The 24292-nt window shown below is 45.1% G+C and carries 18 protein-coding genes and 1 pseudogene; 5 read left to right on the top strand and 14 right to left on the bottom strand.

The window, feature by feature from the left end:
* Positions 1-26 precede the first annotated feature (26 nt).
* The 11 genes and pseudogenes from AB4167_RS21790 to prmB form a co-directional block, all read right to left on the bottom strand.
* Positions 27-392: pseudogene (locus tag AB4167_RS21790) on the bottom strand (4'-phosphopantetheinyl transferase superfamily protein); the annotation flags it as partial.
* Between the two features lie 56 nt (positions 393-448).
* Positions 449-1816 carry a GTPase HflX gene (gene hflX / locus AB4167_RS21785; RefSeq protein ID WP_136982091.1) on the bottom strand — a complete coding sequence of 456 codons (1368 nt, stop codon included), beginning with the start codon at positions 1814-1816 and terminating at the stop codon, positions 449-451.
* Positions 1817-2095: 279 nt separating this feature from the next.
* Entirely contained in the window at positions 2096-3208 is a 1113-nt protein-coding gene (locus tag AB4167_RS21780) for an ABC transporter ATP-binding protein (RefSeq protein ID WP_136982090.1), read from the bottom strand.
* A 6-nt stretch (positions 3209-3214) separates the two neighbouring features.
* Complete coding sequence (locus AB4167_RS21775; protein WP_009848502.1) at positions 3215-4072, bottom strand: carbohydrate ABC transporter permease; 858 nt, start codon at positions 4070-4072, stop codon at positions 3215-3217.
* The gene (locus AB4167_RS21770) at positions 4069-5007 is read right to left on the bottom strand and encodes a carbohydrate ABC transporter permease (protein WP_010439457.1); all 939 of its coding nucleotides are present in this window, start codon (positions 5005-5007) and stop codon (positions 4069-4071) included. The genes AB4167_RS21775 and AB4167_RS21770 overlap by 4 nt, the downstream gene beginning before the upstream one ends.
* 181 nt (positions 5008-5188) lie before the next feature.
* On the bottom strand, positions 5189-6436 hold the full coding sequence (locus AB4167_RS21765; protein ID WP_136982089.1) for an ABC transporter substrate-binding protein: 1248 nt from the start codon (positions 6434-6436) through the stop codon (positions 5189-5191).
* 110 nt (positions 6437-6546) lie between these two features.
* The gene (locus tag AB4167_RS21760) at positions 6547-7992 is read right to left on the bottom strand and encodes an ATP-binding protein (RefSeq protein WP_046209530.1); all 1446 of its coding nucleotides are present in this window, start codon (positions 7990-7992) and stop codon (positions 6547-6549) included.
* Between the two features lie 73 nt (positions 7993-8065).
* Positions 8066-8794: a response regulator gene (locus AB4167_RS21755; protein ID WP_136982088.1), complete on the bottom strand. Its 729-nt coding sequence runs from the start codon at positions 8792-8794 to the stop codon at positions 8066-8068.
* A 159-nt stretch (positions 8795-8953) separates the two neighbouring features.
* A complete protein-coding gene (locus AB4167_RS21750) occupies positions 8954-10411 on the bottom strand; it encodes a protein adenylyltransferase SelO (protein WP_136982087.1) in 1458 nt (485 codons plus the stop codon).
* A gap of 535 nt (positions 10412-10946) precedes the next feature.
* Entirely contained in the window at positions 10947-11588 is a 642-nt protein-coding gene (locus AB4167_RS21745; protein ID WP_017060639.1) for a LysE family translocator, read from the bottom strand.
* Positions 11589-11841: 253 nt separating this feature from the next.
* Positions 11842-12774, bottom strand: coding sequence for a 50S ribosomal protein L3 N(5)-glutamine methyltransferase (prmB, locus tag AB4167_RS21740; RefSeq protein ID WP_372137011.1), 933 nt, complete (start codon positions 12772-12774; stop codon positions 11842-11844).
* Positions 12775-12836: 62 nt separating this feature from the next.
* On the opposite strand from prmB, the gene smrB reads away from it, so the two are divergent.
* The gene (gene smrB / locus AB4167_RS21735; RefSeq protein ID WP_017064096.1) at positions 12837-13367 is read left to right on the top strand and encodes an endonuclease SmrB; all 531 of its coding nucleotides are present in this window, start codon (positions 12837-12839) and stop codon (positions 13365-13367) included.
* Positions 13368-13478: 111 nt separating this feature from the next.
* Here smrB and sixA read toward each other — a convergent pair whose 3' ends face one another.
* Positions 13479-13943, bottom strand: coding sequence for a phosphohistidine phosphatase SixA (sixA, locus tag AB4167_RS21730; RefSeq protein ID WP_017064097.1), 465 nt, complete (start codon positions 13941-13943; stop codon positions 13479-13481).
* 305 nt (positions 13944-14248) lie between these two features.
* Between sixA and AB4167_RS21725 the strand changes: the two genes are divergently transcribed.
* Positions 14249-17026 (top strand): insulinase family protein, encoded by a 2778-nt coding sequence (locus AB4167_RS21725; RefSeq protein WP_372137010.1) that lies wholly within the window; start codon positions 14249-14251, stop codon positions 17024-17026.
* A 303-nt stretch (positions 17027-17329) separates the two neighbouring features.
* On the opposite strand, the gene fadJ is transcribed toward AB4167_RS21725, so the two are convergent.
* Positions 17330-19546: a fatty acid oxidation complex subunit alpha FadJ gene (gene fadJ, locus AB4167_RS21720; protein WP_372137009.1), complete on the bottom strand. Its 2217-nt coding sequence runs from the start codon at positions 19544-19546 to the stop codon at positions 17330-17332.
* Positions 19546-20853: an acetyl-CoA C-acyltransferase FadI gene (gene fadI, locus AB4167_RS21715; RefSeq protein WP_017060645.1), complete on the bottom strand. Its 1308-nt coding sequence runs from the start codon at positions 20851-20853 to the stop codon at positions 19546-19548. The genes fadJ and fadI overlap by 1 nt, the downstream gene beginning before the upstream one ends.
* Positions 20854-21406: 553 nt before the next feature.
* Between fadI and AB4167_RS21710 the strand changes: the two genes are divergently transcribed.
* From AB4167_RS21710 to AB4167_RS21700, 3 genes are all read left to right on the top strand, one after another.
* Positions 21407-21955: a sigma-70 family RNA polymerase sigma factor gene (locus AB4167_RS21710; RefSeq protein ID WP_017060646.1), complete on the top strand. Its 549-nt coding sequence runs from the start codon at positions 21407-21409 to the stop codon at positions 21953-21955.
* Positions 21948-22676, top strand: coding sequence for a DUF3379 domain-containing protein (locus tag AB4167_RS21705; protein WP_017060647.1), 729 nt, complete (start codon positions 21948-21950; stop codon positions 22674-22676). The genes AB4167_RS21710 and AB4167_RS21705 overlap by 8 nt, the downstream gene beginning before the upstream one ends.
* Before the next feature lie 297 nt (positions 22677-22973).
* Positions 22974-24221, top strand: a complete 1248-nt coding sequence (locus AB4167_RS21700; protein ID WP_102453150.1) for an outer membrane protein transport protein — start codon at positions 22974-22976, stop codon at positions 24219-24221.
* Positions 24222-24292: the final 71 nt, after the last annotated feature.

Below are 24292 nucleotides of genomic sequence, written 5' to 3'. Positions count from 1 at the left end.
GAAAGCCGCGATGAACCTTATTTTATCTACATAGACGTAAAGAGATGAGACGACGAAAAGGTTCTCATCTCTATATGCATGGGTAGCAAATTTCCGCCAAGCGTCACCGCAAAGCGATACTGTTCATCCAGCCGCCCTAAGCAACACTGCCAATCTGTAGAACTATCGTCTTGTTGAGCAGAATCCAAATTCAACCCAATCCCGCTATGTAGCCTGATTTCGTTATACAAGCCTGATTGAAAGCCTGACGAACTGAGTTCCAATGCTTGCTTGGTCAAAAATGTTCGCTTGGTCAAATTAGAGAAATCGAACGAGAAGCTTCGCAACGATGTGGCTAGCCCCTTGCCCGTCGCTTTGATGTACGACTCTTTCAGCGCCCAAAGATCGAAAAAAGCGACCACTTAGGTCGCTTTTTCTTTAGGCGTTCTTATCTAAACTAGATAGACGATCAAGATTTCTGCATACGCTTTTTCAGTCGAGCTAAGTCAATTTCACTAGAGCGAACGGTCAACTTAATACACTCGTAGTCGTATTCTTCTTTAACCACACTCATGTTTGAGCGAATCTCACCGATGATGCCTTGTCCAGAATAAGGAATCGTGATCTCTTCTTCGATCATGCCTTCTTCAGCAACACCAACGATGTACTTGTGCAGTTTCGTTATATCTAACGGATCACGAGTCGACGTTAGCATCGCGTCTGGGAATTCTTCAATCAGCGCTAACTGATCTTCTTCACTCAGTCTATCGCACTTATTCAGCACTAATAGTTTTTCGCTACCTTCAACGCCCACTTGTGCTAATACGTCGTGTACCACATCAAGCTGAGCTCGGAATGAAACGTCAGAAGCATCAACGACATAAAGCAGCAATGAAGCATCATGCGCTTCTGCTAGTGTTGAGTGGAACGAAGCAACCAGATCGTGTGGCAATTTCTTGATGAAACCCACTGTATCTGAAACCAGAATACGCGGTTGAGTGATTGGTTGAAGCGCACGAACCGTGGTGTCTAGCGTTGCGAACAGTTTATCTTCACCCACCACTTCGGTTGCGGTCATTGCACGCATCATCGAAGACTTACCGGCATTGGTGTAGCCAACTAAAGCAACAGTGAAAAGCTCCGCGCGTCTTGTGCGTCGGGTCTTCATTTCATCTTGTACGCTTACTAGCTCACGCTTAAGCGCAGCAATTTGGTCACGTACGTTACGACGGTCTAGCTCTAGTGAAGTTTCACCAGCGCCCTGACCCATTTGACGCTCTTTATCACCCTCAGCCGTTTCACGAAGTCGAGGCACTAAGTAGTTTAGACGAGCGATATCAACTTGCAGGCGAGCAGTACGAGTACGAGCGTGACGGCTGAAGATTTCGATGATGATGCCAGTACGGTCAAATACTTCCACACCCAAACTAGCCTCAACAGTACGCAGTTGAGATGGGCTTAAATCACAGTCAAAGACCACAACATCAGCGGCGCCGTATTGGAAATTGCCCGTTGGAAGATCATCAAAATCTAGCTCGTCGATTTCTGAATCAAATAGACCTGATTCATCAAGGAAGTCTTCATCCTCTGCTTCTTCAATCGAACCTTGGTAACCGGTTAGATGAGCAATTTCCGCAAGCTTACCAGCACCCAACACGTTTTGTCGTTGAGCTGAACTGTGGTGCTGCGATTGTGTACCGACGACTTTAAACCCTAGGGTTGTTACTAAGCGAGCAAGTTCGGCAAGAGACTCTTTTGCTTCGTCACCTTTGAAGTCCGGTGTCGTAATAGAAATAAGTAAAGCGTTACTAGCTGAGGGTTTTGCTGTTAGTTTCATGTATTCTTCTGTTTATGCACCAAAGTGCAAACTAGTATTTGGTCTAAAGTTGAGTCGATCCTACGCTGTTCTACGTCAGCTTTATAGAGCTAAGAGATACTAAATCGCGATATTATTGCTGTTAAAGCATTTAACTTGGTTATCCCTCTGTTTTTGTGAGGAATAAAAAGCGGCTAAAACAACAAAAAAGGCAGCATCACCTTACTTATTACTCGTTGGTGATACTACCTTTGGTTTTGACATGAACTTTGATTGTTAAACTAACTCAGCAACTAGAAGTTAGAAGTCGATTCTCGCTTCCGTCTGAGCATCGAAGAATACCGCCTTTGATAAGTCGAAATGCAGCGGTGCCATTTGACCAACCGATACTTCAAACTCTGGCGACAAACGACACGCGACTTCTTGATCGTTCACTTTAACCATTGCGATAGTATCTGGCCCTGTCGGTTCCAATACCTCCAGCTGTAAGTCTAGCTTTGTGGAGGCAGAAACATCATCGCCTTCCTGTTCAGTAATGTGTTCTGGACGCAGCCCAATCACCAACTCTTTGCCGTCTTGGTCACGCATACTTTGTGGCAAACGAATGTGGTGCTCTTGCTCAGCTGTACCCGTTACTTTGATGATCGGATTCTGCTCATCATCCAAATCCACCATGGTCTTAATGAAGTTCATAGATGGTGAACCCATAAAGCCCGCCACGAACATGTTATTTGGCTTGGTGTAGATCTCTTGCGGCGTACCGAGTTGCTGCAGTTCACCATCTTTCATCACCGCAATACGGTCAGCCAAGGTCATCGCCTCGATTTGGTCATGGGTCACGTAGACAATGGTGGTGTTCAGCTTTTGGTGCAGACGTTTGATCTGGTGTCGCATCTCGACACGTAGCTTGGCATCCAAGTTAGAAAGCGGCTCATCGAACAGATACAGCTTAGGACGACGCGCCAAAGCGCGCCCCATAGCGACACGTTGACGCTGACCACCAGATAGCTGCGATGGTTTACGATCAAGCAGTTGTTCGATTTGTAGCATTTCAGCGACGCGATTCACTTCTGCGTCGATTTCGTCTTGTGGCATCTTGCGGATCTTCAAGCCGAAGGCGATGTTGCCGCGTACCGTCATGTTTGGGTAAAGTGCGTACGACTGGAATACCATCGCGATGTCGCGGTCTTTAGGTTCAACCTGGGCCACGTCAACACCATCAATCACGATTTCACCCGAGCTAATATTTTCTAGCCCAGCAATGGTGTTCATTAGGGTGGATTTTCCACACCCCGAAGGGCCGACAAGTATCAAGAACTCCCCCGAATCGATACTGATGTCGATGCCCTTTAACGTTTCGTTGTCCGCGTTGCGATAGGTTTTACGGATCTGTTTTAAATCTAATGTTGCCATGGGTAATTATCCTTTTACTGATCCTGCCGTTAGGCCACGAACAAAATATTTTCCTGCGAAGACATACACCAACAGCGTTGGCAGCGCGGCGATGATCGCGGCAGCCATATCAACGTTGTATTCTTTAACGCCCGTGCTGGTGTTGACTAAGTTATTTAATGCTACGGTGATTGGCTGAGTCTCTGAGCCGGAATACACCACCCCGAACAAGAAATCGTTCCAGATTGCGGTGAACTGCCAGATCACCGTCACCATGATGATAGGCGTAGAGATCGGTAATAAGATCTTGAAGAAAATGGTAAAGAAGCCTGCACCATCCAGTTTTGCTGCTTTGATCAATTCATCCGGAATCGAGATGTAGAAGTTACGGAAAAACAGAGTTGTAAACGCCATGCCGTAGATAACGTGCACAATCACCAAGCCGATGGTTGTGTTCGCTAGCCCCATCTTGCCGAGCATGGTTGCCATTGGTAGTAGCACCACTTGGAACGGAATGAAGCAACCAAACAACAGTAAGCTGAAGAACAGATTCGAGCCTCGGAATTGCCATTTCGTCACTACATAACCATTGAATGCACCGAGCAATGTTGAAATCGCAACCGCAGGAATCACCATTTGGAACGAGTTCCAGAAGTAGCCTTTGATGCCTTCACATTTCACGCCCGTACAGGCGGTGTCCCACGCTTTATACCAAGCATCAAACACCCACTCTTTCGGTAAGCTCATCAAGTTACCTGCCTTGATGTCTGGCAGAGTTTTGAATGAGGTCAGCGCCATGACAAACAATGGCATTAGATACACCAAGCAGAAGAAAAGCAGTGCTGAATAAATAAAGATTCGAGCAAAATTGATGTTATTCATCATGACTTTTTCTCCCTAAGTTCAGAGTAAAGATAAGGCACGAGAATCGCTAAGATACCAGCAAGCATCATCATGGCACTGGCAGCACCAAGGCCAATTTGTCCGCGAGTAAAGGAGTGGGCGTACATAAATAGCGCTGGAAGATCCGATGAATAACCCGGGCCACCCGCCGTCATTGCCGTCACAAGGTCAAAGCTCTTAATTGCAATGTGTGAGGTGATGATCACCGCACTGAAAACCACAGGGCGCAAGCAAGGTAAAATGATTTTGAGATAGATAGTGGGTAAGCTTGCCCCATCGATTTGAGCCGCTTTGATGATTGAAGAATCGATGCCACGCAGACCTGCTAAGAACATCGCCATCACGAATCCAGAAGACTGCCAAAGTGCTGCGATAACCAAGGTGTAAACGGACATTTCAGAATTGACGAGCCAATCGAATTTGAAGTCAGTAAAGCCCCAGTCTTGCATCAGCTTTTCAATGCCAAGACCCGGGTTAAGAATCCATTTCCACGCCGTACCCGTCACAATGAATGACAACGCCATTGGGTAGAGATAGATAGTACGAATCGCGCCTTCTTGGCGGATATTTTGGTCAAGCAACACAGCCAAACCAACACCTAACAAGATAGCAATCGCCATGAATAGAAAACCAAACACACCGAGGTTGGTGATTGAGGTGATCCAGCGATCGTTATCCATCAGCTTTTCATATTGGGTTAAACCAACGAAGTTAAAGCTCGGCAGAAATCGAGAGTTGGTGAACGACAAAGCTGCCGTCCAAAATATATAACCGTAGATACACACCACGGTCACTAACGCAGTTGGCGCCAGCACAATTTTAGGTAACCAATGTTGCAACCTGTCAGCAAAACTCGGTTTCGGTGCCGGCTGGCTCCTTGTGGGTTTTGGAGTCGACTCAGTCAAAACATGCTCCATAACTTATCCTTGTTGCACAATCGAGCCAATGGCTTACCTTTCGGCACCACATCAGCATCACGCATATTAGAATGGGGAGTGAAGAGCAGATAGGCTCCCTACGAGCCTACCCACCCTGGGGGTTCGATAAAGCAACACAACCCGACACTCACGTGCGTTGTGTGTCACTTATCAAGTTTGATTAGATAGCCGCTTTCACTGCTTTTGCTAACTTAGCTGCCGCTTGTTTCGGATCGGCATCTTTCTCATTGAAGAAATTGGTCACTACGTCATAGATAGCGCCTTGAGCGTAGCTTGTTGTCGCTAGGCCGTGAGCCATACTCGGAACAAGATCGCCCGATTCAGCACTTGCTTTGAAGGTTGCCATTGAGTCCAACGCACATTGGTCAAACTTAGACATATCCATATCTAGACGTACAGGGATAGAACCTTTGTTAAGGTTAAAGACTTCTTGGAAATCTTTGGTAAGAATGGTTTTCGCTAGGTCTTGCTGCGCTTTTTGGTTCTCTTTGTCACTTAACTCAAAGAACGCAAAGCTATCGATATTGAAGGTAAATTGGCCGTCAGTACCTGGAGCTGGTGCACAGATGTAATCTTTACCCGGCACTTTACCTGCCGCAGTAAATTCACCTTTCGCCCAGTCACCCATGATCTGCATCGCGGCTTCGCCATTGATAACCATTGACGTTGCTACGTTCCAATCACGACCGGGAGAGTTGCTGTCGATGTAGTCACGCATCTTTTTGAACTTGGTGAAGACTTCCACCATCTTGTCGCCAGATAACACATCCATATCAAGATCAACGAACGCTTTGTTGTAATCTTCACTGCCTAATACATCAAGTGCTACTGCTTCGAATACCGTCGCGTCTTGCCAAGGCTGGCCACCATGAGCCAGTGGAATGAAGCCAGCCGCTTTAATCTTGTCTGCAGCAACAAAGAACTCATCTAACGTAGTTGGAACCGTAACGTCTGACTTTTCTAAAACAACAGGGTTAGCCCAAAGCCAGTTAACACGGTGAACGTTAACAGGAACCGCGACATATTCACCATCCCACTTCATCACTTTAGTCACTACTTCTGGTAGTAGTTCATCCCACTGTTCTTGTTTCGCTGTTGCATCGAGAGACGTTAGAAAACCTAAACCACCCCACTCCTGAATATCATGACCTTTGATCTGCGCTGCAGATGGTGGGTTGCCTGATACTGCTCGCGTTTTTAAAACGGTCATCGCACTTTCACCGCCGCCACCAGCCACTGCAAAGTCTTTCCAAGTATGGCCTTGTTCTTCAATCATCTCTTTCAGTACCGCAGCGGATTTCGCTTCGCCACCGGCAGTCCACCAGTGAAGCACTTCCACTTCACCAGCTTGAGAAAATGTTGAGGCAGCAAGAAGAGATAGAGTAAGTAGGGTTTTATTGATTTTCATTATAATCTTCCATGTTTAGCGGACTCGATGTCCGGTTCAATAAAGAGTCTACTTATTTTGATTTTTAGGATTGAAACAAAAGGTAAGACTTATGTAACACAATTGTTACATTATACTTCTAAGCCTCTTGGTATATAGACTTTGGCTTCTAGGCCACCATGAGAGGAGTTGCGAATAATGAGATCTCCGCCGTGTCCATGCAGAATGTTTCGACAGATCCCGAGGCCAAGTCCGTGTCCTTGGTCATCGGTTGCGAGCCTAAAGTAGGGTTCGAAAACCAACTCTAACTTGTCTTCAGGGATACCCTTACCGTGATCTTGAATCGTCACAACCACCCATACAGAATCACTACCGATATCTACCTCAGCTGATTTCCCATATTTCACCGCATTATCTATGAGGTTGGTCAGCACACGTTTTATGGCTAATGGTTTGGCGACTAACGGTTCAACCACGGACGGCTCAAACTCAACTAAGGTTTGATGTTGGTTGTGCAGTTCAATTACAGAGAGCATCATCTCGTTGAGATCGATAATGGCATTGTTTTCATGAAGGTCTGTGTCTCTCACAGCCTGAAGAGCACCTTTAACCATCATCTCAAGCTCATCAAGATCTTTATTGAATTTGTCTTTCTTTACTTCACTTTCCAACAATTCTGCCCGTAACCTGAGTCGGGTGATAGGTGTCTTTAAGTCATGAGAAATAGCAGAGAAAAGATGTTCACGGTCGGCAACATAGCGACGAATCCGTTGCTGCATGCGATTAAAAGCTCGGGTCGCGGTGACCAGTTCTGTTGCCCCTTCTTCGTTAAGCGGAGGCTGCTGAATATCCATACTCATTTCATTAGCCGCTCTTGCTAACTTTTTGAGAGGGCGCACTTGGCGACGAATCATAAAATAGGTAAGTACAAGCAGAATGAGCGTTGAAGATACTAAGAAAATCACCTGTTCCCGACCGAGAATTGTATCGTCGAGCTTTACATAAGGCGCAGGCAACAACGCCGCAATATAGACCCATTCATGGCTCTTTAATTCTATTTGGACAACCAGAATAGGAGGATTGAGAGGTTCTAACGTTAGAGTATGATGTGCCCACGATCGCGGGAGGTCGCTTAAATAGATATCATTTTTAAGCAAACGAAGATGCTCAGGTCGCGAAAAGTCGACCCTTACCGATTCGACTTTATTGAGCTTGCTACTTAAAACACTTTCTATCGCTTCTATCGATGCGGTTTTTAAGCGGGTGTCAGGGATAGGCTCAACAATCAAAGCCTCTTTATTGAAAGAAACGAAGAAGCGCGTACCGCCCATATTGCGGATCTGATCTAATACGATATGACGATACTTGACGGGCAAAGATTGGAAGAAAGTCACCGTTGAGGCAAACATGTTTGCCATGCTCGACGAGGCAGAGCGAATCCCCTCCAGTTCTTTGTGTTTGGATTCGCTATACCAAATAGATGTAGCGATACCTTGAGCAATCACAACGGCTAACAAGGTCAGCAACAATGTTCTTGCGACCAAGGAGTTTGGTTTTAATCTACTCAACCACTTCATGCGAGATACTTTATCCGGAATACTTCATTGGAAATGACTCTATTAGCATTAGTTCATTAACAGTAAGTCATGCTTAGTGTTCATACTGAACAGGCACAGCGAGAATATAGCCGTTACCGCGCATGGTTTTGATGTAGTGAGGATATTTTCCGCTATCGCCCAATCGACTTCTCAGGCGACTAAGCTGTACATCAATGCCACGTTCAAAAGGCAGCGCTTCACGACCTCTAGTAGCAAAAGATATGGTGTCACGATCTAGAACTTCGTTTGGACGAGTTAAAAACAACATTAACAATGAAAAGTCGCTGCCCGACAAGTCCATCTCTTCTGAGTTTTCATTGTGAGAGATTCGATGCGCTAACGTATCAAGCGTCCAATCACCAAAAACAATCTGTTTTGGCAATGCATCACTTGTCTTGTCATCCACCACTTGAACACGTCGTAATAACGCTTTAATACGAGCCATTAACTGACGAGGGCTAAACGGTTTGGCGATGTAGTCATCGGCACCAATTTCTAAACCGATAATCTGGTCAGTTTCATCCGATACCGCCGTTAGCATGATGATTGGCACATTGGATCGTTTGCGGACTCGTTGGCACAAGGTAAAACCATCATCACCGGGTAGCATCACATCAAGCAGAATCAGATCTGGATAACCTTGCTTTTGCAAATGAGCTTCTAGTTCAACACCATCTCCCACAGAAGAAACATCGAAACCAGATTTTGTGAGGTACTCTTCCAGCAGTTCGCGGATTTCTTGATCATCATCCACCACGAGAATTCGAGTATTTGTTGGCATCGCCCAAACCTATTAAATTTACAACTTATTCACATAGTGTATAGGCTGGCCGATTGTTTGATTATTGACATGTTTGTAAAGTTAGAAGAACAAACAGATAAAGATCACAACTTAGTGACCTCTATCTGAATCTTAACGGCTTAATCCGCTATTGGTTGATTATGACGAGCAGCTGATCTCCATGGCTTTGCTCCACTCAGGAGGTAGAGCCGCAAGGTATTCATAATCCGGGTGTTCCGCATAAGGGTCTGCCAGTACCACCATCAAAGCGTCAATATCGCTGCTATCACCGCGCTCTGCTTTGTCTATCGCTAGCTGAGCTAGGTAGTTTCTGAGGATGTATTTCGGGTTTACCTGTCTCATATTTTCGCAGCGCTCGACCACTGAGCTATCTTCCAATTCGCAGCGTTGTAAGTAGTTATCTACCCACAGTTTTGCTGCCTCTCGATCAATTATCAGATCAATCACTTCTTGTGGCGACAAGGTGTCTAGGTTCGATAGCGTTCTAAAGAACCTTGGGTAGTCGACTTTGTTTTGCGACATCAGCTCGAACATAGATTCAAACAAACGACTGTCGCCTTCTTGTTTCGAAAGTAGCCCCAACTTACGACGCATCATCTGACTAAAGTAACCGTTCATTTGCGGTTCGTACTGCTCTAAAGCCGCCTCTAAGTCGGCCTTATCCACCAGCGGAGAAAGTGAGTGAGCCAGTGCCGACAGGTTCCAAAGCCCTATTCTTGGCTGCTGGTTAAAAGCATAACGACCTTGGTAATCCGAGTGATTACAGATCAATCTTGGGTCATATTCATCAAGAAACGCGAACGGACCATAATCGAAAGTTTGCCCGATGATCGACATGTTATCGGTGTTCATCACGCCATGAGCAAAACCATTCGCTTGCCACAACGCAATCATCTCCGCGGTACGGTCAACAATCTGATTAAACATAGCAGCGTAGGGTTTCTCTTCATCGAGACACTCAGGGAAGTGCCATTCAATGACTTTATCGGCCAGCAACTTATGCTCAGCCAACTGATTGGTATAAAACAGATGTTCAAAGTGACCGAAACGGATGTGTGATTCGGCAGCACGCACCAACAATGCGCCCCACTCTTGCTTCTCTCGATATACCGGTGTGTCGCTGGTCATCATAGCCAACGCGCGAGTGGTTGGGATATTGAGCCCTGCCATCGCTTCGCTACATAAGTACTCACGAACGGTTGATCGAATAACAGCGCGTCCATCGCCCATACGTGAATAGGGCGTTTTACCGGCACCTTTAAGGTGTAAATCGAACGTTTCGCCACTTTTCGCGACAATTTGAGCTAATAACAGCCCTCTTCCATCACCTAAATCCGGGTTATAAGAACCAAACTGGTGGCCTGCGTATTTCATTGCTACAGGCGAAAACTGCTCAGGTTCAACATTGCCAGATAACGTTTCAAGCAATTCCTCGGAAGCATCATCAAATGACAAAAAACCGAGTTCATCCGCAAGCTTATGATTCCATGCGAGCCATTGGACATTGCTGAGCGGTGTAGGTTGAATTGGGGTATAGAACAGTCGAGGTAATGCAGTAAATCGATTGTTAAATGAAATAGAATCCCAGACAGACATGAGAGATACACTGTAGATAAAAGATAACTTAAGATTATCACAGTTTCGTAACAACTTCAGAAGTGCGATGGCGCTTGTTTATAGAGGTAAGGTGATAAACCATTCCACAAGAAGAAAGTGGTGACTAGGAGTAAATTACTGGGGGATGCTTGCTAGAAGAAGATGACTAAGAAAAAGTTAAGTGGCTAGCCTGATGAGAAAAGCCACATTTATAAGAGAAAGAGTTCTGACTTTGAAGACTTTTTAACAAGTGATTTCATAATAAAAACTAAAACTATAGAGCCATGAAGCTGACTACATTAGAGCAAGAATACCCACTAGAGAAAGGGTAGAGAAAATCCAAGTACGACTGATTACGCCAAAGTTACTGTGTTGAATCATTTCTTGATGCTGCATATGTCTCTCCTTGAGAACGTGATGGTGTAACTACAATATATCGGCTTTTCGCCAAAAGCAGCAAGCACATTAATATTAACCTTTTATGACAGCATCAAGAATATTCTGTAACCATTCACCTCTCTGATAAAACAGAAAGTTATGCTCGACTGGTCGTCGAAAGCAGTGCGCCAGCCCCAATAAAGACACCTCCAGTGACACGATTAAAGACCTTGGCCCGACCTTTCGCAAACAACCAATTTGACGACTTCGCCCCCAAGTAGGCATACACCAATAACCAAGACAATTCCATCACTGCGAAGGTAAAAGCAAACACGGTAAACTGTGGTAATAGCGCAATTGAGGGATCAATAAACTGTGGGAAAAGTGCAGTAAAAAACAAGATAGCTTTGGGGTTACTCGCGCCAACAATAAAGCCACTTAAGTAATGCTGCGCAGCGCTTTCTTTGACAGATTGAGCACCGCCTTGTTGATCCGATAACTTGTCATAATCTTGTTGGCTAGAGCGCAGAGACTTCCAACCGAGGAAGATCAGATAAGCTGCACCAGTCCATTTTATGACATTAAATACCACTTCAGACGAAGCAATAATTACCCCTAGCCCGGTAAACGATAAAGTTAAAATACCAGTAATCGCAGTTAAGCTCCCCAAGGCAGTAAATATCGATAATTTAAAGCCAGATTGCACACCTTTGGTCATGCACAATAAAGAACTTGGGCCTGGTGATGCCGTTAAAATTAGCACCGCTAATAAATAATAAATCCATGTATCAAAGCTCATCGTGAATCCTCCTTAACTCACTAAAACGACTAAATATTAAACACCAATATGTAATAAGCCCTCATATTAATCAACTAAATATTGCGCTTAACGTCTTCGATATAAATGCAAACATCTTTAATCTAGGCAATAAAAAACGCCATGCATTGCTGCATGGCGTTTAAATAAAAACGTTTCAAATCGAACGTCTTACTAGATGTCAGGTTCTAAGCTTACAGCCCTAAGATAGGGGCACTAACCTAATAATTGAAACCTAGTCTTTGTAGATAGAGAACTCATCAGCGCAAGCAACAAGCTGCTCACGAGTGATCATGAATACGCCATGACCACCGTTAGAGAATTCAATCCAAGTGAATGGAATCTCTTGGTACTGATCCATCATATGAACCATTGAGTTACCAACTTCACAGATAAGAATACCGTCGTCAGTTAGGTAGTCTGGTGCATTAGCTAAGATGCGACGAACCAATTTCAGACCGTCTGTACCCGCTGCTAGGCCAAGTTCTGGCTCGTGAGTAAACTCATCTGGCAGGCTGTTCATATCTTCTTCGTCCACGTAAGGTGGGTTAGATACGATCAGGTTGTATTTCTCTTTTGGCAAATCACGGAAAAGATCTGAACGGATTGGGAACACTTGCTGCTCCATGCCGTGATCTTGAACGTTCTGCTCTGCAACTTGCAATGCGTCAGTAGAGATATCAATCGCATCTACTTCAGCGTCCGGGAATGCGTGAGCACAAGCAATAGCGATACAACCACTACCCGTACACATATCCATGATGCGAGTTGGCTCTTCAGTTAACCAAGGTTGGAATTGAGCTTCGATCAGCTCACCAATTGGAGAACGAGGCACAAGAACGCGCTCATCAACGAAGAACTCAAGACCACAGAACCAAGCTTTGTTGGTTAGGTAAGCCGTTGGTGTACGATCATTAATACGCTTGATTACGCGCTCAACAATACGTAGACGTTCGCTGCTCGTTAGACGAGAGTTCATCACATGCGAAGGAACATCAATCGGCAGATAAAGAGTAGGTAAGATAAGTTGTACTGCCTCATCCCACGCGTTATCAGTGCCGTGACCATAAAATAGGCCCGCTGCGTTAAAGCGGCTAACAGTCCAACGAATCACATCTTGAAGCGTGTGTAGTTCTGATACCGCTTCTTCTACAAAAATCTTATCCAAAATTGTCTCCGAAAAGCGCTACAATACTGCTAATTACGTTTCTAATTAGAATTCATAACCTGATGAGCAAAAAAGACACCGACTTCGATGACGATTTCGCCCTGTTCAACGATGCAGTAAAGGGCGTTAAAAAGTTGCAACAGGATACCATAGTCCAGCAGCCAAAAAGAAATGCCAAGCAAAAAGAAATTACTCGAACGGCAAGACAAGCCAGTGATAGCGAGTTTTATTTCTCGGATGAGTTCATTCCGCATCTTAGCGAAGACGGTCCGACGCGTTATGCGCGTGATGATGTCTCTAAATATGAGGTCAAGCGCCTCCGTCGTGGTGTCTACGTGCCTGACGTGTATCTCGATATGCATGGTATGACTCAACAAGAAGCCAAACGTGAGCTTGGCGCGATGATTGCGCACTGCGTGAAAGAGAGCGTGGCGTGTGCCTGTGTTCAACACGGTATCGGTAAACACATCCTTAAACAGAAGGTGCCTTTGTGGTTAGCACAGCACCCAGACGTGATGGCTTTCCACCAAGCACCGTTAGAGTTTGGCGGCAATGGCGCGCTGTTAGTCTTGCTTTCGGTTCCTGAGAAGTAATTCTGGTTAACAAACTCTCTCTCACCAAAAAACAACAAAGGGCATCCCAATCATATTGAGATGCCCTTTCTAATTGTCTGCAACTTTGTCATCAAACAGAGCTCAACGAGCTTATGGATTGATGTTCCAAAGCAACTCACCTTTTTGTGTCTCAAGGTTGAAGTCGATACACGCTAGGCCCGAAGTGGGAAACATAGGCGGCGCCATGCCTGTTGCAAACTCTGCAGTTAGGTAGCCAACTAGAGGTAAATGAGAAACAAATAAAATGGTCTCTAGTTTTTCTACTTCAGCCATTGCTAAGGTCAAATCAAACACATCGTCGGACATTCCATAAGGCGTAATATCATCACAGGTTTCTACTTTCTTTCCAGAAAACGCCTGAGAGATCTCTAACCACGTTTCTTGTGCCCTTAAATATGGGCTCACCAGCACTTTATCGAATTGACTAATCCCCTGCTCATTTGCAGCTTGTGCCACGGCAAGAGAAGCCATTTTCCCGCGCTTGGTCAACGCTCTTTCTGCATCCGAGTTGGCAAAATGTTCTGCTTCACCGTGGCGCATAATGAATATTTTCATGTTCAATCCTGTCTTCGTAACATGTCGAAAGTCGATATATCCCATATATCAGCGAAACGCTACTTAGGTTTGGCTCTCAATCCAGAGAAACCGCAGTCAATATAAATAATTATATCAAGTCACTTGCCAAAGAGTTCGACTTTCTTAACAATCTTGTTAAAAGAAAATAAATTACTGATAAAAATCGATAAAAGTGATTTAGAAATCGCCAAAAAGCACTTCATATCCCAAAATATGATCACAAGGTTTGCACGCCGAATCATCGGGTACATAATTTAAAAACCACCTTCTCTGGAGATGCTCCTGTGCACTTAAGCCCAAATGATGAACATCAATACCGCTACATAACCTTAAATAACGGGTTACGTGTACTGTTAGTTCAGGATCAAAATGCTCAAAAAGCAGCAGCCGCATTAGCCGTCAATGTGGGGCATTTTGATGACCCTACAGACCGAGAGGGTTTAGCTCACTACTTAGAGCATATGCTATTTTTGGGAACTGAAAAGTATCCAAAGGTCGGAGAGTTCCAAAGTTTTATCAGCCAGCATGGCGGTAGCAACAACGCTTGGACAGGAACAGAGCACACCTGCTTCTTTTTTGATGTTGAATTGAATGCCTTTGAAACCGCACTCGATCGCTTCAGCCAATTTTTTACCGCTCCCCTTTTCAACGAAGAAGCGTTAGACAAAGAACGCCAAGCCGTTGACTCCGAATACAAGATGAAACTCAACGACGACTCACGACGCTTGTACCAAGTTACCAAAGAACTGGTGAATCACAATCACCCATTCTCGAAGTTTTCTGTCGGTAATATCGATACGTTGGGTGACAGAAACGGCGAGACGATTCGACAAGAGATCTTGGCTTTCCACCAGCAACAATACTCTGCTGACTTGATGACACTGACACTGTCTGGCAATCAGTCGTTAGATGAGATGCAAAGCTGGGTTGAGGATCGCTTTAGCTCAATCACCAATCACAACCTACAAGGCAAAAAGGTTGAAGTTCCGATTGTCGGCGAGTTAAGTACGGGTGTACAAGTCCGCGTTGAGCCGATTAAAGAAGTGCGCAAACTGATCTTAACCTTCCCGATGCCAAGCATGGGCGAACACTACGGCGTTAAGCCTTTGTCGTTCTTTGCCCACCTTTTAGGTTACGAAGGTGAAGGCAGTTTGATGATGCAACTCAAAGAGAAAGGCTGGATAACATCTCTCTCTGCAGGTGGTGGCGCGAGTGGCAGTAACTACCGTGATTTCACAGTCAGTTGCTCATTGACCATAGAAGGTTTAACCAAAACCGATAACATCATCCAAGCGATATTTCAGTACATCAAGTTAGTCGAACAACAAGGCATAGAAGAGTGGCGCTACCTAGAAAAACGCGCCGTTTTAGAGTCTGCTTTCCGCTTTCAAGAGCCAGCAAGACCGCTTGATGTCGTCAGCCACCTCGTCATCAACATGCAGCACTACCAAGAGCAAGATGTGGTGTATGGCGATTACAAAATGTCGCATTTCGATGACGAATTACAGCGTTCTTTGCTGCCTTACTTAACCGTAGACAACATGCGAGCGACCATTGTTGCTCAGGGATTCGAGTATGACAGGGAAGCGAAGTGGTACTTTACTCCCTACTCGGTCACACCTTTTAGCGCTGAACAAGTTCAATGCTTTACGTGCATTAACCCCGGTTGGCAGTTTGAACTCCCAAGCAAAAACCCGTTTATTTGCTACGATCTAGACCCGACTGAACTGGAAGGTGACGCTAAGTTCCCACAACTGTTAGAAGAGCTCGACGGCTTTAAGCTGTGGCACCTGCAAGACCATCAATTTCGAGTTCCTAAAGGTGTGGTGTATGTCGCTATCGATAGCCCGCACTCAGTTGCTAGCCCAAGAAATATCGTTAAAACACGCTTGTGCGTAGAGATGTTCTTAGACTCACTCGAAAAAGATACGTATCAGGCTGAAATCGCCGGAATGGGCTACAACATGTACACCCATCAGGGCGGTGTAACGCTCACTCTGTCCGGGTTTAGCGAGAAACAGCCACAACTGCTCAATATGATTCTTGAACGTTTCCAAGCACGCGACTTTAGTCCAACACGCTTCGAAACCATCAAGCATCAATTGCTCAGAAACTGGAACAACGCGTCGCAAGATCGCCCTATTTCGCAGTTGTTTAATGCAATGACTGGGATACTTCAACCAAATAACCCGCCTTATTCCGTGTTAATTGAAGCCCTAGAAACGATAGAGGTCGATGAGCTCTCCTCTTTTGTTCAAGCAATCTTGGCGGAACTTCATGTTGAGATGTTTGTGTATGGCGACTGGAAAAAAGCCGATGCACACAAGATGGCTGAAACGCTAAAAGATGCACTGCGTGTTCAAGATCAGGCTTACGAAGAATCACTGCGTCCGCTCATCATGCTCGGTGAAAACGGCAGCTTCCAACGTGAAGTGGTGTGTAACCAAGATGATTCAGCAATTGTGGTTTATTACCAATGCCCTGATATTTTACCTAAAAATATCGCGCTGTATTCATTGGCAAACCATTTGATGTCGGCCACTTTCTTCCATGAGATACGAACCAAGCAGCAGCTAGGTTACATGGTCGGTACTGGCAATATGCCGCTCAACCGACACCCTGGTATTGTGTTGTATGTGCAATCACCGAATGCCGCCCCTGCTGACTTGTTAGCTTCAATAGATGAGTTCCTCAATGCCTTTTACATGGTGCTGTTGGAGCTTAACGACTATCAATGGCACAGCAGTAAGCGCGGTCTCTGGAATCAGATTTCGGCACCAGATACGACTTTGCGAGGGCGAGCTCAGCGCTTATGGGTTGCGATAGGCAATAAGGATGTTGAGTTCAACCAGAGAGAGCGCGTATTGGAAGACCTTAAGGGGTTAACTCGCTCAGACATGATGCGTTTTGTGGTTAGCCAGCTAAAACCACGCACGGCAAATCGCCTGATTATGCATGCTCACGGTAATGCTCATAATGAGGAAGAGAAGCTGTCAGCAGGTGTTGAAATTGGCTCTATTGATGAGTTTCAGTTACGCCCGAAAGATACTGAGCTAGGCTGATAAAGCTGGAATGAAAATCATAAGGTTGATGTGAAAGCATCAACCTTTTTTATTGGATGCAGCCCAAAAGCAGATCTCCTATTACGCTCCTTCGTCGCTTTAGGAGATGACGGTAGTTTTGATTGACGTGTGTTTGACCACCTTTCTAATCAACGCAATAACTTACTTTTTATCTCTCAATCATCATTCCCGAGAAGGAGGAACGACTGAGTCGGGAATCTCATTCCTTTCACACTCGTTCATAAAACAGAAAAGCCCGCATCAATTGCTTGATACGGGATTCTTAATCAATGAGTTAGAGAGTTACTTGTAGAAAGACTCACCCAATCCAGCACGTGTCAGTAGGCCATCACATGGCGCGAAACGATCACCGTACTTCTTAGCGAAATCGTTCATCATCTCAACCAGTGACTTAATGCCGATTTGATCCATATAACGGAACGGACCACCTAGGAATGGCGGGAAACCGATACCGAAAATCGCACCGATATCACCATCACGAGGGCTGCGGATAATGCCGTCGTCTAGACAACGAACCGCTTCGTTTAGCATAGGTAACACACAGCGCATCGCGATATCGTTATCGCTCAACTTAGGATCTGGTTGCAGCTTAAGCAGCTTGTAAACTGACTTATCCACTTCCTTCTTCTTGCCTTTGTAAGTGTAGAAACCTTTACCACTCTTGCGGCCTTTACGATTGTCATTCAAAAGAATATCGAACACATCAGGACCTTGGAAACGATCGCCAAGCTCATTCACTAAAATCGGAATGATCTTCGCACCGATATCAACACCCACCTCATCTAATAAAGTGATAGGACCAACCGGGAAACCGAAGTCCAATAACGTGCTGTCGAGCTTTTCAATCGGCTCGTTCGCTAGCAGTAAATGCGCTGCTTCGTTCATGTACGGAGCAAGAATACGGTTCACATAAAAACCAGCCGTGTCTTTCACAACAATCGGCGTTTTACCTTGCTTCTTCGCTAATGCAACAACCGTAGAAATCGTCTCTTCTGACGTAGTTTCATGAGGGATAACTTCTACTAGCGGCATTTTTTCGGCTGGGCTGAAGTAGTGAAGACCGACCACGTTTTCTGGTCGCTGCGCCTTCTCCGCAATCTTATGGATCGGCAATGAAGACGTATTCGTCGCGAAAATAGTCTCTGGCTTGGCATTGGCTTCGATGTCCGCAACCATTGACTGCTTAAGGTCGAGGTCTTCAAATACCGCTTCAATCACCACATCGGTGTGATTAAAGCTCGTAAAGTCGATACCACCAGACAGTTGAAGCATTTTACTTTCAAGGCCCGCTCGGCTCAGAATGCGACGCTTACGCTGCTTATCGAACAACTTGAAGTTGTAGTTAAGCGCGTTCAGTACACCTTCATTTGATACGTCTTTAATGCGTACAGGCACTTTCGCCTTAGCAACACTGACATGGCTGATGCCTGCGCCCATAAGACCACCGCCTAGCACACCAACACGCTTAACCGCTTTGGGTTCTGCGTCTGCGCCGTGTTCTTTTTTCATTTCCGTGGTTGCAAAGAAAATCGAACGAAGGGCTTTAGACTCTGAAGTCATAACCAGTTCTGAGAAACGCTTCGCTTCATACTGAAGACCTTTATCAAAGCCGTTCTCAAGGCCATAACGAATCACGTCTAAAATCGCATCCGCTGCTGGGTAATTGCCGCGTGTTTTCTGATTGGTCTTCTTAGAAGCTTGTTCAAAAATCACTTTACGACCAAGGCCGTTACGTGAAATCAGCTTTTCTTTGGTCGACGCTTGGCTTTTCGACGCAAGGCGCTTACCTTTTTTACTGCCCGTATTCTTTTCAACAAAGCTTTTAGCGACTTCAAGCAGGATAGTTTCAGGCACACAAGCATCGACAACACCGAGCGATTTCGCTTTCTTAGCGCGCAGTTGCTTACCCGTAAGGATTAGGTCAAGAGATGGCAGCAAACCAATAAGGCGAGGTAGACGCTGTGTACCGCCAGAGCCTGGTAACAGACCTAACTGTACTTCTGGCAGACCAACGCGAGTCTTATTTGAATCGGTACATACACGGTAATCACACGCCAGTGCAAGCTCTAAACCACCACCTAAACATGGGCCGTGAATCGCTGCGACTACTGGGTACGGTAGTTCAGAAAGCGTTTGGAACATCTCCTGCCCTTGGCGAGCCAGAGACTGTGCTTCGTCAGCCGTTTTACACGCATCAAGCATTCTTACATCAGCACCAGCGATAAAGTTATCTGGCTTAAGAGAATGAACGATTAGGCCCTTAACTCGGCTTTGCTTTTCTTTGAGTTGCTCGAAGATGGCTTTCATTTCTTCAGCAAAAGCCACTTGCAGCGTGTTCATTTTCTCGTTTGGTACATCAATCGCTAACCAAGCAATATCTTGCTCATCGATATTGAGAGTAAATGCTGTCGCTTTCTTTTTGGTTGATTCAGTCGCAGAGGTTGAATCTGGTTGAGCGACTGTTTCTTTTTCTGTTGTTGCATCAAGAGTCGTAGACATTATTCTACCTCCAAGATCATTGCTGCACCTAAACCACCAGCCGCACAAGCTGTGTTCAATGCCAAGCCGCCACCGCGACGTTTCAGTTCACGTAATGTTTGAGTCATCATGCGCGCGCCAGTCGCTGCAAACGGATGTCCGTAAGCAATCGAGCTACCCAGCACATTGAACTTCTCCATATCAATCTCACCGATCGCTTTGTCGCGGCCAAGATTCTTCTGTGCAAACTCATCGCTCGCGAACATTTTAACGTTAGCCAAAACTTGGGCAGCGAATGCTTCATGCATCTCGATCAGTGTAAGGTCTGACAACTCTAAACCGGTGTTCTTTAATACTTGTGAGGTCGCGTAAGTCGGGCCCATCAACATATCTGTTTCAACACCAATCGCTGAGAACGCATAACCACGAATATAACCAAGCACTTCTAAGCCTAGTTCTTTCGCTTTACCTTCGCGCATCAACATCACTGCTGCACCGCCATCAGTCAGTGGCGTAGCATTGGCTGCCGTTACACTGCCGTACTTTCTATCAAAAGCAGGACGTAGCTTGGCGTATCCTTCAACCGTTGAGTCGTGGCGAATGTTGTTGTCTTCCGCTAGATACTTTTTGTAAGGTGCCGGGAATGCCGTCATCACTTCGTCTTTAATCTTGCCTTCTTTCCATGCCTGAGAAGCCAAAGAGTGAGAACGGTGAGCAAGTGCATCTTGAGCTTCGCGAGTAATACCATGCGTCTTAGCCATTTGCTCAGCCGTTTGTCCCATGGATAAACCGGTCGAGTATTCAGCAACTGCAGGTGGTACTGGCATCAAATCTTTTACGGAAAGTGTTTTAAGAATCTTCAGCTTTTGACCCATAGTTTTCGTTTTACTCAGCGCTAATAGATTTGCCGCTAACTTTTTCGAAACACCGATAGGCAATACAGAAGAAGAGTCCGCACCGCCCGCAATACCGATATCAATCGTGCCAGCCATAATGCTTTCGGTCACGTTAACTGCCGCTTGGAAGCTGGTCGCACATGCTCGTGTGACACTGTAGGCATCGGTATTGATGTTCATGCCTGTGCCCAACACGATTTCACGCGCAATGTTCGGCGCTTCTGGCATTTGCACTACTTGGCCGAACACAACTTGTTCGATAAGCGCAGGATCGACATCCGTTCTTGCAAGCATTTCGCTCACAACCATTTTGCCTAGGTCAACCGCAGGCACTTGGCTAAATTCTGTGCTCTGACGAGCGAATGGGGTTCGTAATCCAGCGACAACGGCAACACGTTCTCCAGAACGCGTTTTGACTTCCTGTTTGCCCATTGTTTCTCCTTAAAGTTAAGAGGTCTGACCTGAAGCATTGTAAAGAAGTTGTTAATTAAATCAAACGAGCGTTTAAATAAACGTGATACGAGTATCTCACTGTTTGAAAATATAACTGCGCATTCAGGCGAACCTTTTTGGGGGAAAGGTTGTCGTAAGAGACTAAACTATTGTAAGCAAAGACTGTTATCGCTGTGTAGGGAATGGTTTTCTTGAGGCAAAAAAAAAACCACACAAAGCTGTGTGGTCGGAATGTATATAAAGCAATTAACTTAGCGCCAATTGAAATAATCAGTTTCCTGATTAGGAGAAAGTAAAGTCAGCCTTCAAAAGGAAGTGTCGTCTTGCTCAACATGCTAGCCACGAATGACTAACTAGACGACAAGGTGTACTATAACGGGTTCGAGGCCTTAGATTTTGAAGTAGATCAATTTTAATGTGATTTTACGATTTCCTGCCGATCGTTAGCTCTAAAAATATAAAAACGAAGCACAACGTATAGAGGACAGCTATACGCAGAGCAATTATGGAGGCTCGTGTGTCAATAATAAAAATGTTTGGAAAGAAAACAGCCAAGCGTCCGGTCAACTCTGATATGGACAAACAAAGAAAATACGAAGCACTTGTGCGCGCCTATCATCGTGACCTCTTTCGCTACGCCTATTGGTTATGCAAAGACAAAAGCATTGCCGAAGACTTAGTTCAAGAAACTTGCCTTCGTGCATGGAAGTCACTCGATAGCCTTCAAGATGAAAAAGCCGCCAAATCTTGGCTGATTACCATCTTGAGACGCGAGAACGCTCGACGTTTTGAACGCAAACAGTTTGATCTGGTTGATATCGACGATCACGGTAACGATGCTAGTGTCAGTGATGACCCGCACCATCAGCATCAGTGGTTGCAAGCCCAGATCATGAAACTTGAAATTGATTACCGTGAACCTCTCTTCTTGCAAGTGATTGGTGGTTTTAGTGGTGATGAGATTGCCGATATTCTCGATCTCAACAAAAACACGGTGATGACACGTTTATTCAGAGCTCGAAATCAGTTGAAAGAGCTGTTGGATACAGAAGAGGCAGAGAGGGGGCAACATAATGGATGATTTGGAATTTCGTCGTCGTGTATTGTCGGAACCTAAACAACGTACACAAGATATTGTTGATGCGACCGCGAATAGCGAAGCCAATAGTAACTTCTTAGACGATGTACTAGCGCTTGATAAACAGATCCACTCTGCGATGAATGTGGATGTGCCAGACGATCTTGCTGATCGTATTCTGTTCAATCAGACCTCAAGCGAAGAAAGCAAAGTAGTAAGGCCAACGTTTGCGAGACGAGCAATGGCAATGGCCGCCTCAGTAGCATTCGTTGCAGGTTTATTAGTTGGCCAAGTGAATTGGGGAAATGCATTCGTTTCACCTGCGCAAGCTAGTTTAGTTGATACAGCGATGAAGCATGTTGTTGATGAGAAGAGCTTTGTTAGTAGCATCGATGAACAGGTTACATCGCAGCAGATCAACGCAAAAATGAACCCATTTGCTTTTCAGTTTGATGACGCTTTCCCTTACCATGTTTATTACCTAAACCACTGTGGCTTTGGTAAATCCAACGCAGTACATATGGTCTTCCAAGGCGCAAAAGGCAAAGTAACACTGTTTTTAACCGGTATTCCAACAGACAAACCTATCGATTTTGATGAAAAAGGCATGTCCGGCTCGGTAACACCCGTAGATGGCAGCAGCTTAATCCTTGTGGGTGAAAATGGTGAGGATGTTTCCAAAATCGCCGAAAAGCTGACAAAAATGATCAAACCAATGAGCTGATTCGCTCTTAAAGCCCCGTCACAAAAGGCCCAGCAATTATATTACTGATATTGCTGGGCTTTATTTATAAATAAACCACAAAACCATTCACACCACCAATACCTCTAGAGTTAAAACTCTAAAAAACAGCATTTCACACCATTTTCGTGCCAGATAGGCGTCATTTCCATAATTTTCCACTCAAAATTCCCAATGGTCGGATTTGTATATCGTATACTTGCGAATAGGATCAGCCACCATTGAGCAATTGCTCAAATTAATCGCCCTGTAGAGGCGGATATATAAAGGAATAAATGAATGACTACCAACAACACGCGTCTGTTTAAAAAGTCTCTTTTAGCAGTAACAATTACACTGGCGTCTTCGCAAGCGATGGCAGCAGGTTTTCAAATTAACGCACAATCAGCAACTGGCATCGGCCGCGCTTTCGCTGGTGACGCCGTAATCGCAGATAACGCGTCAGTAATGGCACGTAACCCTGCAGCAATGGCACTATTTGATAGTGTTGAACTGTCACTTGGTTTTGAAAGCATAACTTCAATGATTGAAGTTAAAGATGCTAGCTACAATCCAGGCGGAGTTTCTTCTCCTCTGTCTTCAAATGCAAACTACGATGATGCAGGTGATACTTCTATCGCTCCAAACATCCACCTTATTGTTCCTGTTAATGACAAGTTTGCATGGGGTATCAACGCTTATTCTAACTTTGGCACTAAAACTGAGTTCTCTTCAGATTATGCTGGTAACGAGTATGGTGGCTTGACAGATGTACAAAGCGTTAACTTTGGTCTAGCTGGCTCTTACCGCCTAAATGACCAATGGAGCTTTGGTGCTGGTCTAGATTTAATCTACGGTAAAGGCGAACTTCAACGACCAAACCCTCTTGGTATGCAGGGCGATGCTCTAAATGTTGATGCTGATGGTTGGGCACTAGGCTTTAACGTGGGTACTGTATTTGAGCTAGATGAAAACAACCGTTTCGGTTTAGCTTATCACTACTCTCCTGAACTTGAAGCGAAAGGCGATATTAGCTATACAGGTACCGAATATAAGAACGATACCTTGTTAATGCCGTTGCCAGACCTACTAGAGTTCTCTGGTTACCACCGCATTGAAAACACCAAGTTTGCTGTACACTACTCTGTTCAATGGATAGGTTGGAGCTCTTTCGACAAGCTAGAAGCTAAAGATGCTGGCGTACTAAATGAGTATGAATGGCAGAATGGCATGCACTACGCTATTGGTGGTACATATTACATGAGCCGCGATTGGACTCTACGTGCTGGTTACATGTATGACACAAGCGCACAAGACGAACTAACTTCTATTTCAGTTCCTGATTCAGACCGTCAATGGTTCTCTGCAGGCTTCACGTATCACTTAGATGATAAATCAAACATCGACTTTGGCTTCACTTACCTAATGGGTGACGATGTTGATGTGAAAGAAACAACTGAGCTAGGTCCAGTAACAGTTTCATCAATTACTGGCACTACACATGCTGATGCAATCCTAATGGGTCTGCAGTACAGCCGTAGCTTCTAATATAATCGAAGTTAACAATCCCAAAGGGTCGCATTATGCGACCCTTTTTTATGGTTCATCGCGGATTAGCG

It is taken from the genome of Vibrio sp. 10N.286.49.E11 (genome assembly GCF_041469505.1).
GTDB lineage: Bacteria > Pseudomonadota > Gammaproteobacteria > Enterobacterales > Vibrionaceae > Vibrio > Vibrio crassostreae_C.
This window is presented reverse-complemented; position numbering and strand designations above follow the sequence as displayed.

Bases quoted from the DNA above. Each gene is read 5' to 3' on its own strand.
- hflX (WP_136982091.1), bottom strand. From the start codon at position 1,816: ATGAAACTAACAGCAAAACCCTCAGCTAGTAACGCTTTACTTATTTCT.
- AB4167_RS21780 (WP_136982090.1), bottom strand. From the start codon at position 3,208: ATGGCAACATTAGATTTAAAACAGATCCGTAAAACCTATCGCAACGCG.
- AB4167_RS21775 (WP_009848502.1), bottom strand. From the start codon at position 4,072: ATGATGAATAACATCAATTTTGCTCGAATCTTTATTTATTCAGCACTG.
- AB4167_RS21770 (WP_010439457.1), bottom strand. From the start codon at position 5,007: ATGGAGCATGTTTTGACTGAGTCGACTCCAAAACCCACAAGGAGCCAG.
- AB4167_RS21765 (WP_136982089.1), bottom strand. From the start codon at position 6,436: ATGAAAATCAATAAAACCCTACTTACTCTATCTCTTCTTGCTGCCTCA.
- AB4167_RS21760 (WP_046209530.1), bottom strand. From the start codon at position 7,992: ATGAAGTGGTTGAGTAGATTAAAACCAAACTCCTTGGTCGCAAGAACA.
- AB4167_RS21755 (WP_136982088.1), bottom strand. From the start codon at position 8,794: ATGCCAACAAATACTCGAATTCTCGTGGTGGATGATGATCAAGAAATC.
- AB4167_RS21750 (WP_136982087.1), bottom strand. From the start codon at position 10,411: ATGTCTGTCTGGGATTCTATTTCATTTAACAATCGATTTACTGCATTA.
- AB4167_RS21745 (WP_017060639.1), bottom strand. From the start codon at position 11,588: ATGAGCTTTGATACATGGATTTATTATTTATTAGCGGTGCTAATTTTA.
- smrB (WP_017064096.1), top strand. From the start codon at position 12,837: ATGAGCAAAAAAGACACCGACTTCGATGACGATTTCGCCCTGTTCAAC.
- sixA (WP_017064097.1), bottom strand. From the start codon at position 13,943: ATGAAAATATTCATTATGCGCCACGGTGAAGCAGAACATTTTGCCAAC.
- fadJ (WP_372137009.1), bottom strand. From the start codon at position 19,546: ATGTCTACGACTCTTGATGCAACAACAGAAAAAGAAACAGTCGCTCAA.
- fadI (WP_017060645.1), bottom strand. From the start codon at position 20,853: ATGGGCAAACAGGAAGTCAAAACGCGTTCTGGAGAACGTGTTGCCGTT.
- AB4167_RS21710 (WP_017060646.1), top strand. From the start codon at position 21,407: ATGTTTGGAAAGAAAACAGCCAAGCGTCCGGTCAACTCTGATATGGAC.
- AB4167_RS21705 (WP_017060647.1), top strand. From the start codon at position 21,948: ATGGATGATTTGGAATTTCGTCGTCGTGTATTGTCGGAACCTAAACAA.
- AB4167_RS21700 (WP_102453150.1), top strand. From the start codon at position 22,974: ATGACTACCAACAACACGCGTCTGTTTAAAAAGTCTCTTTTAGCAGTA.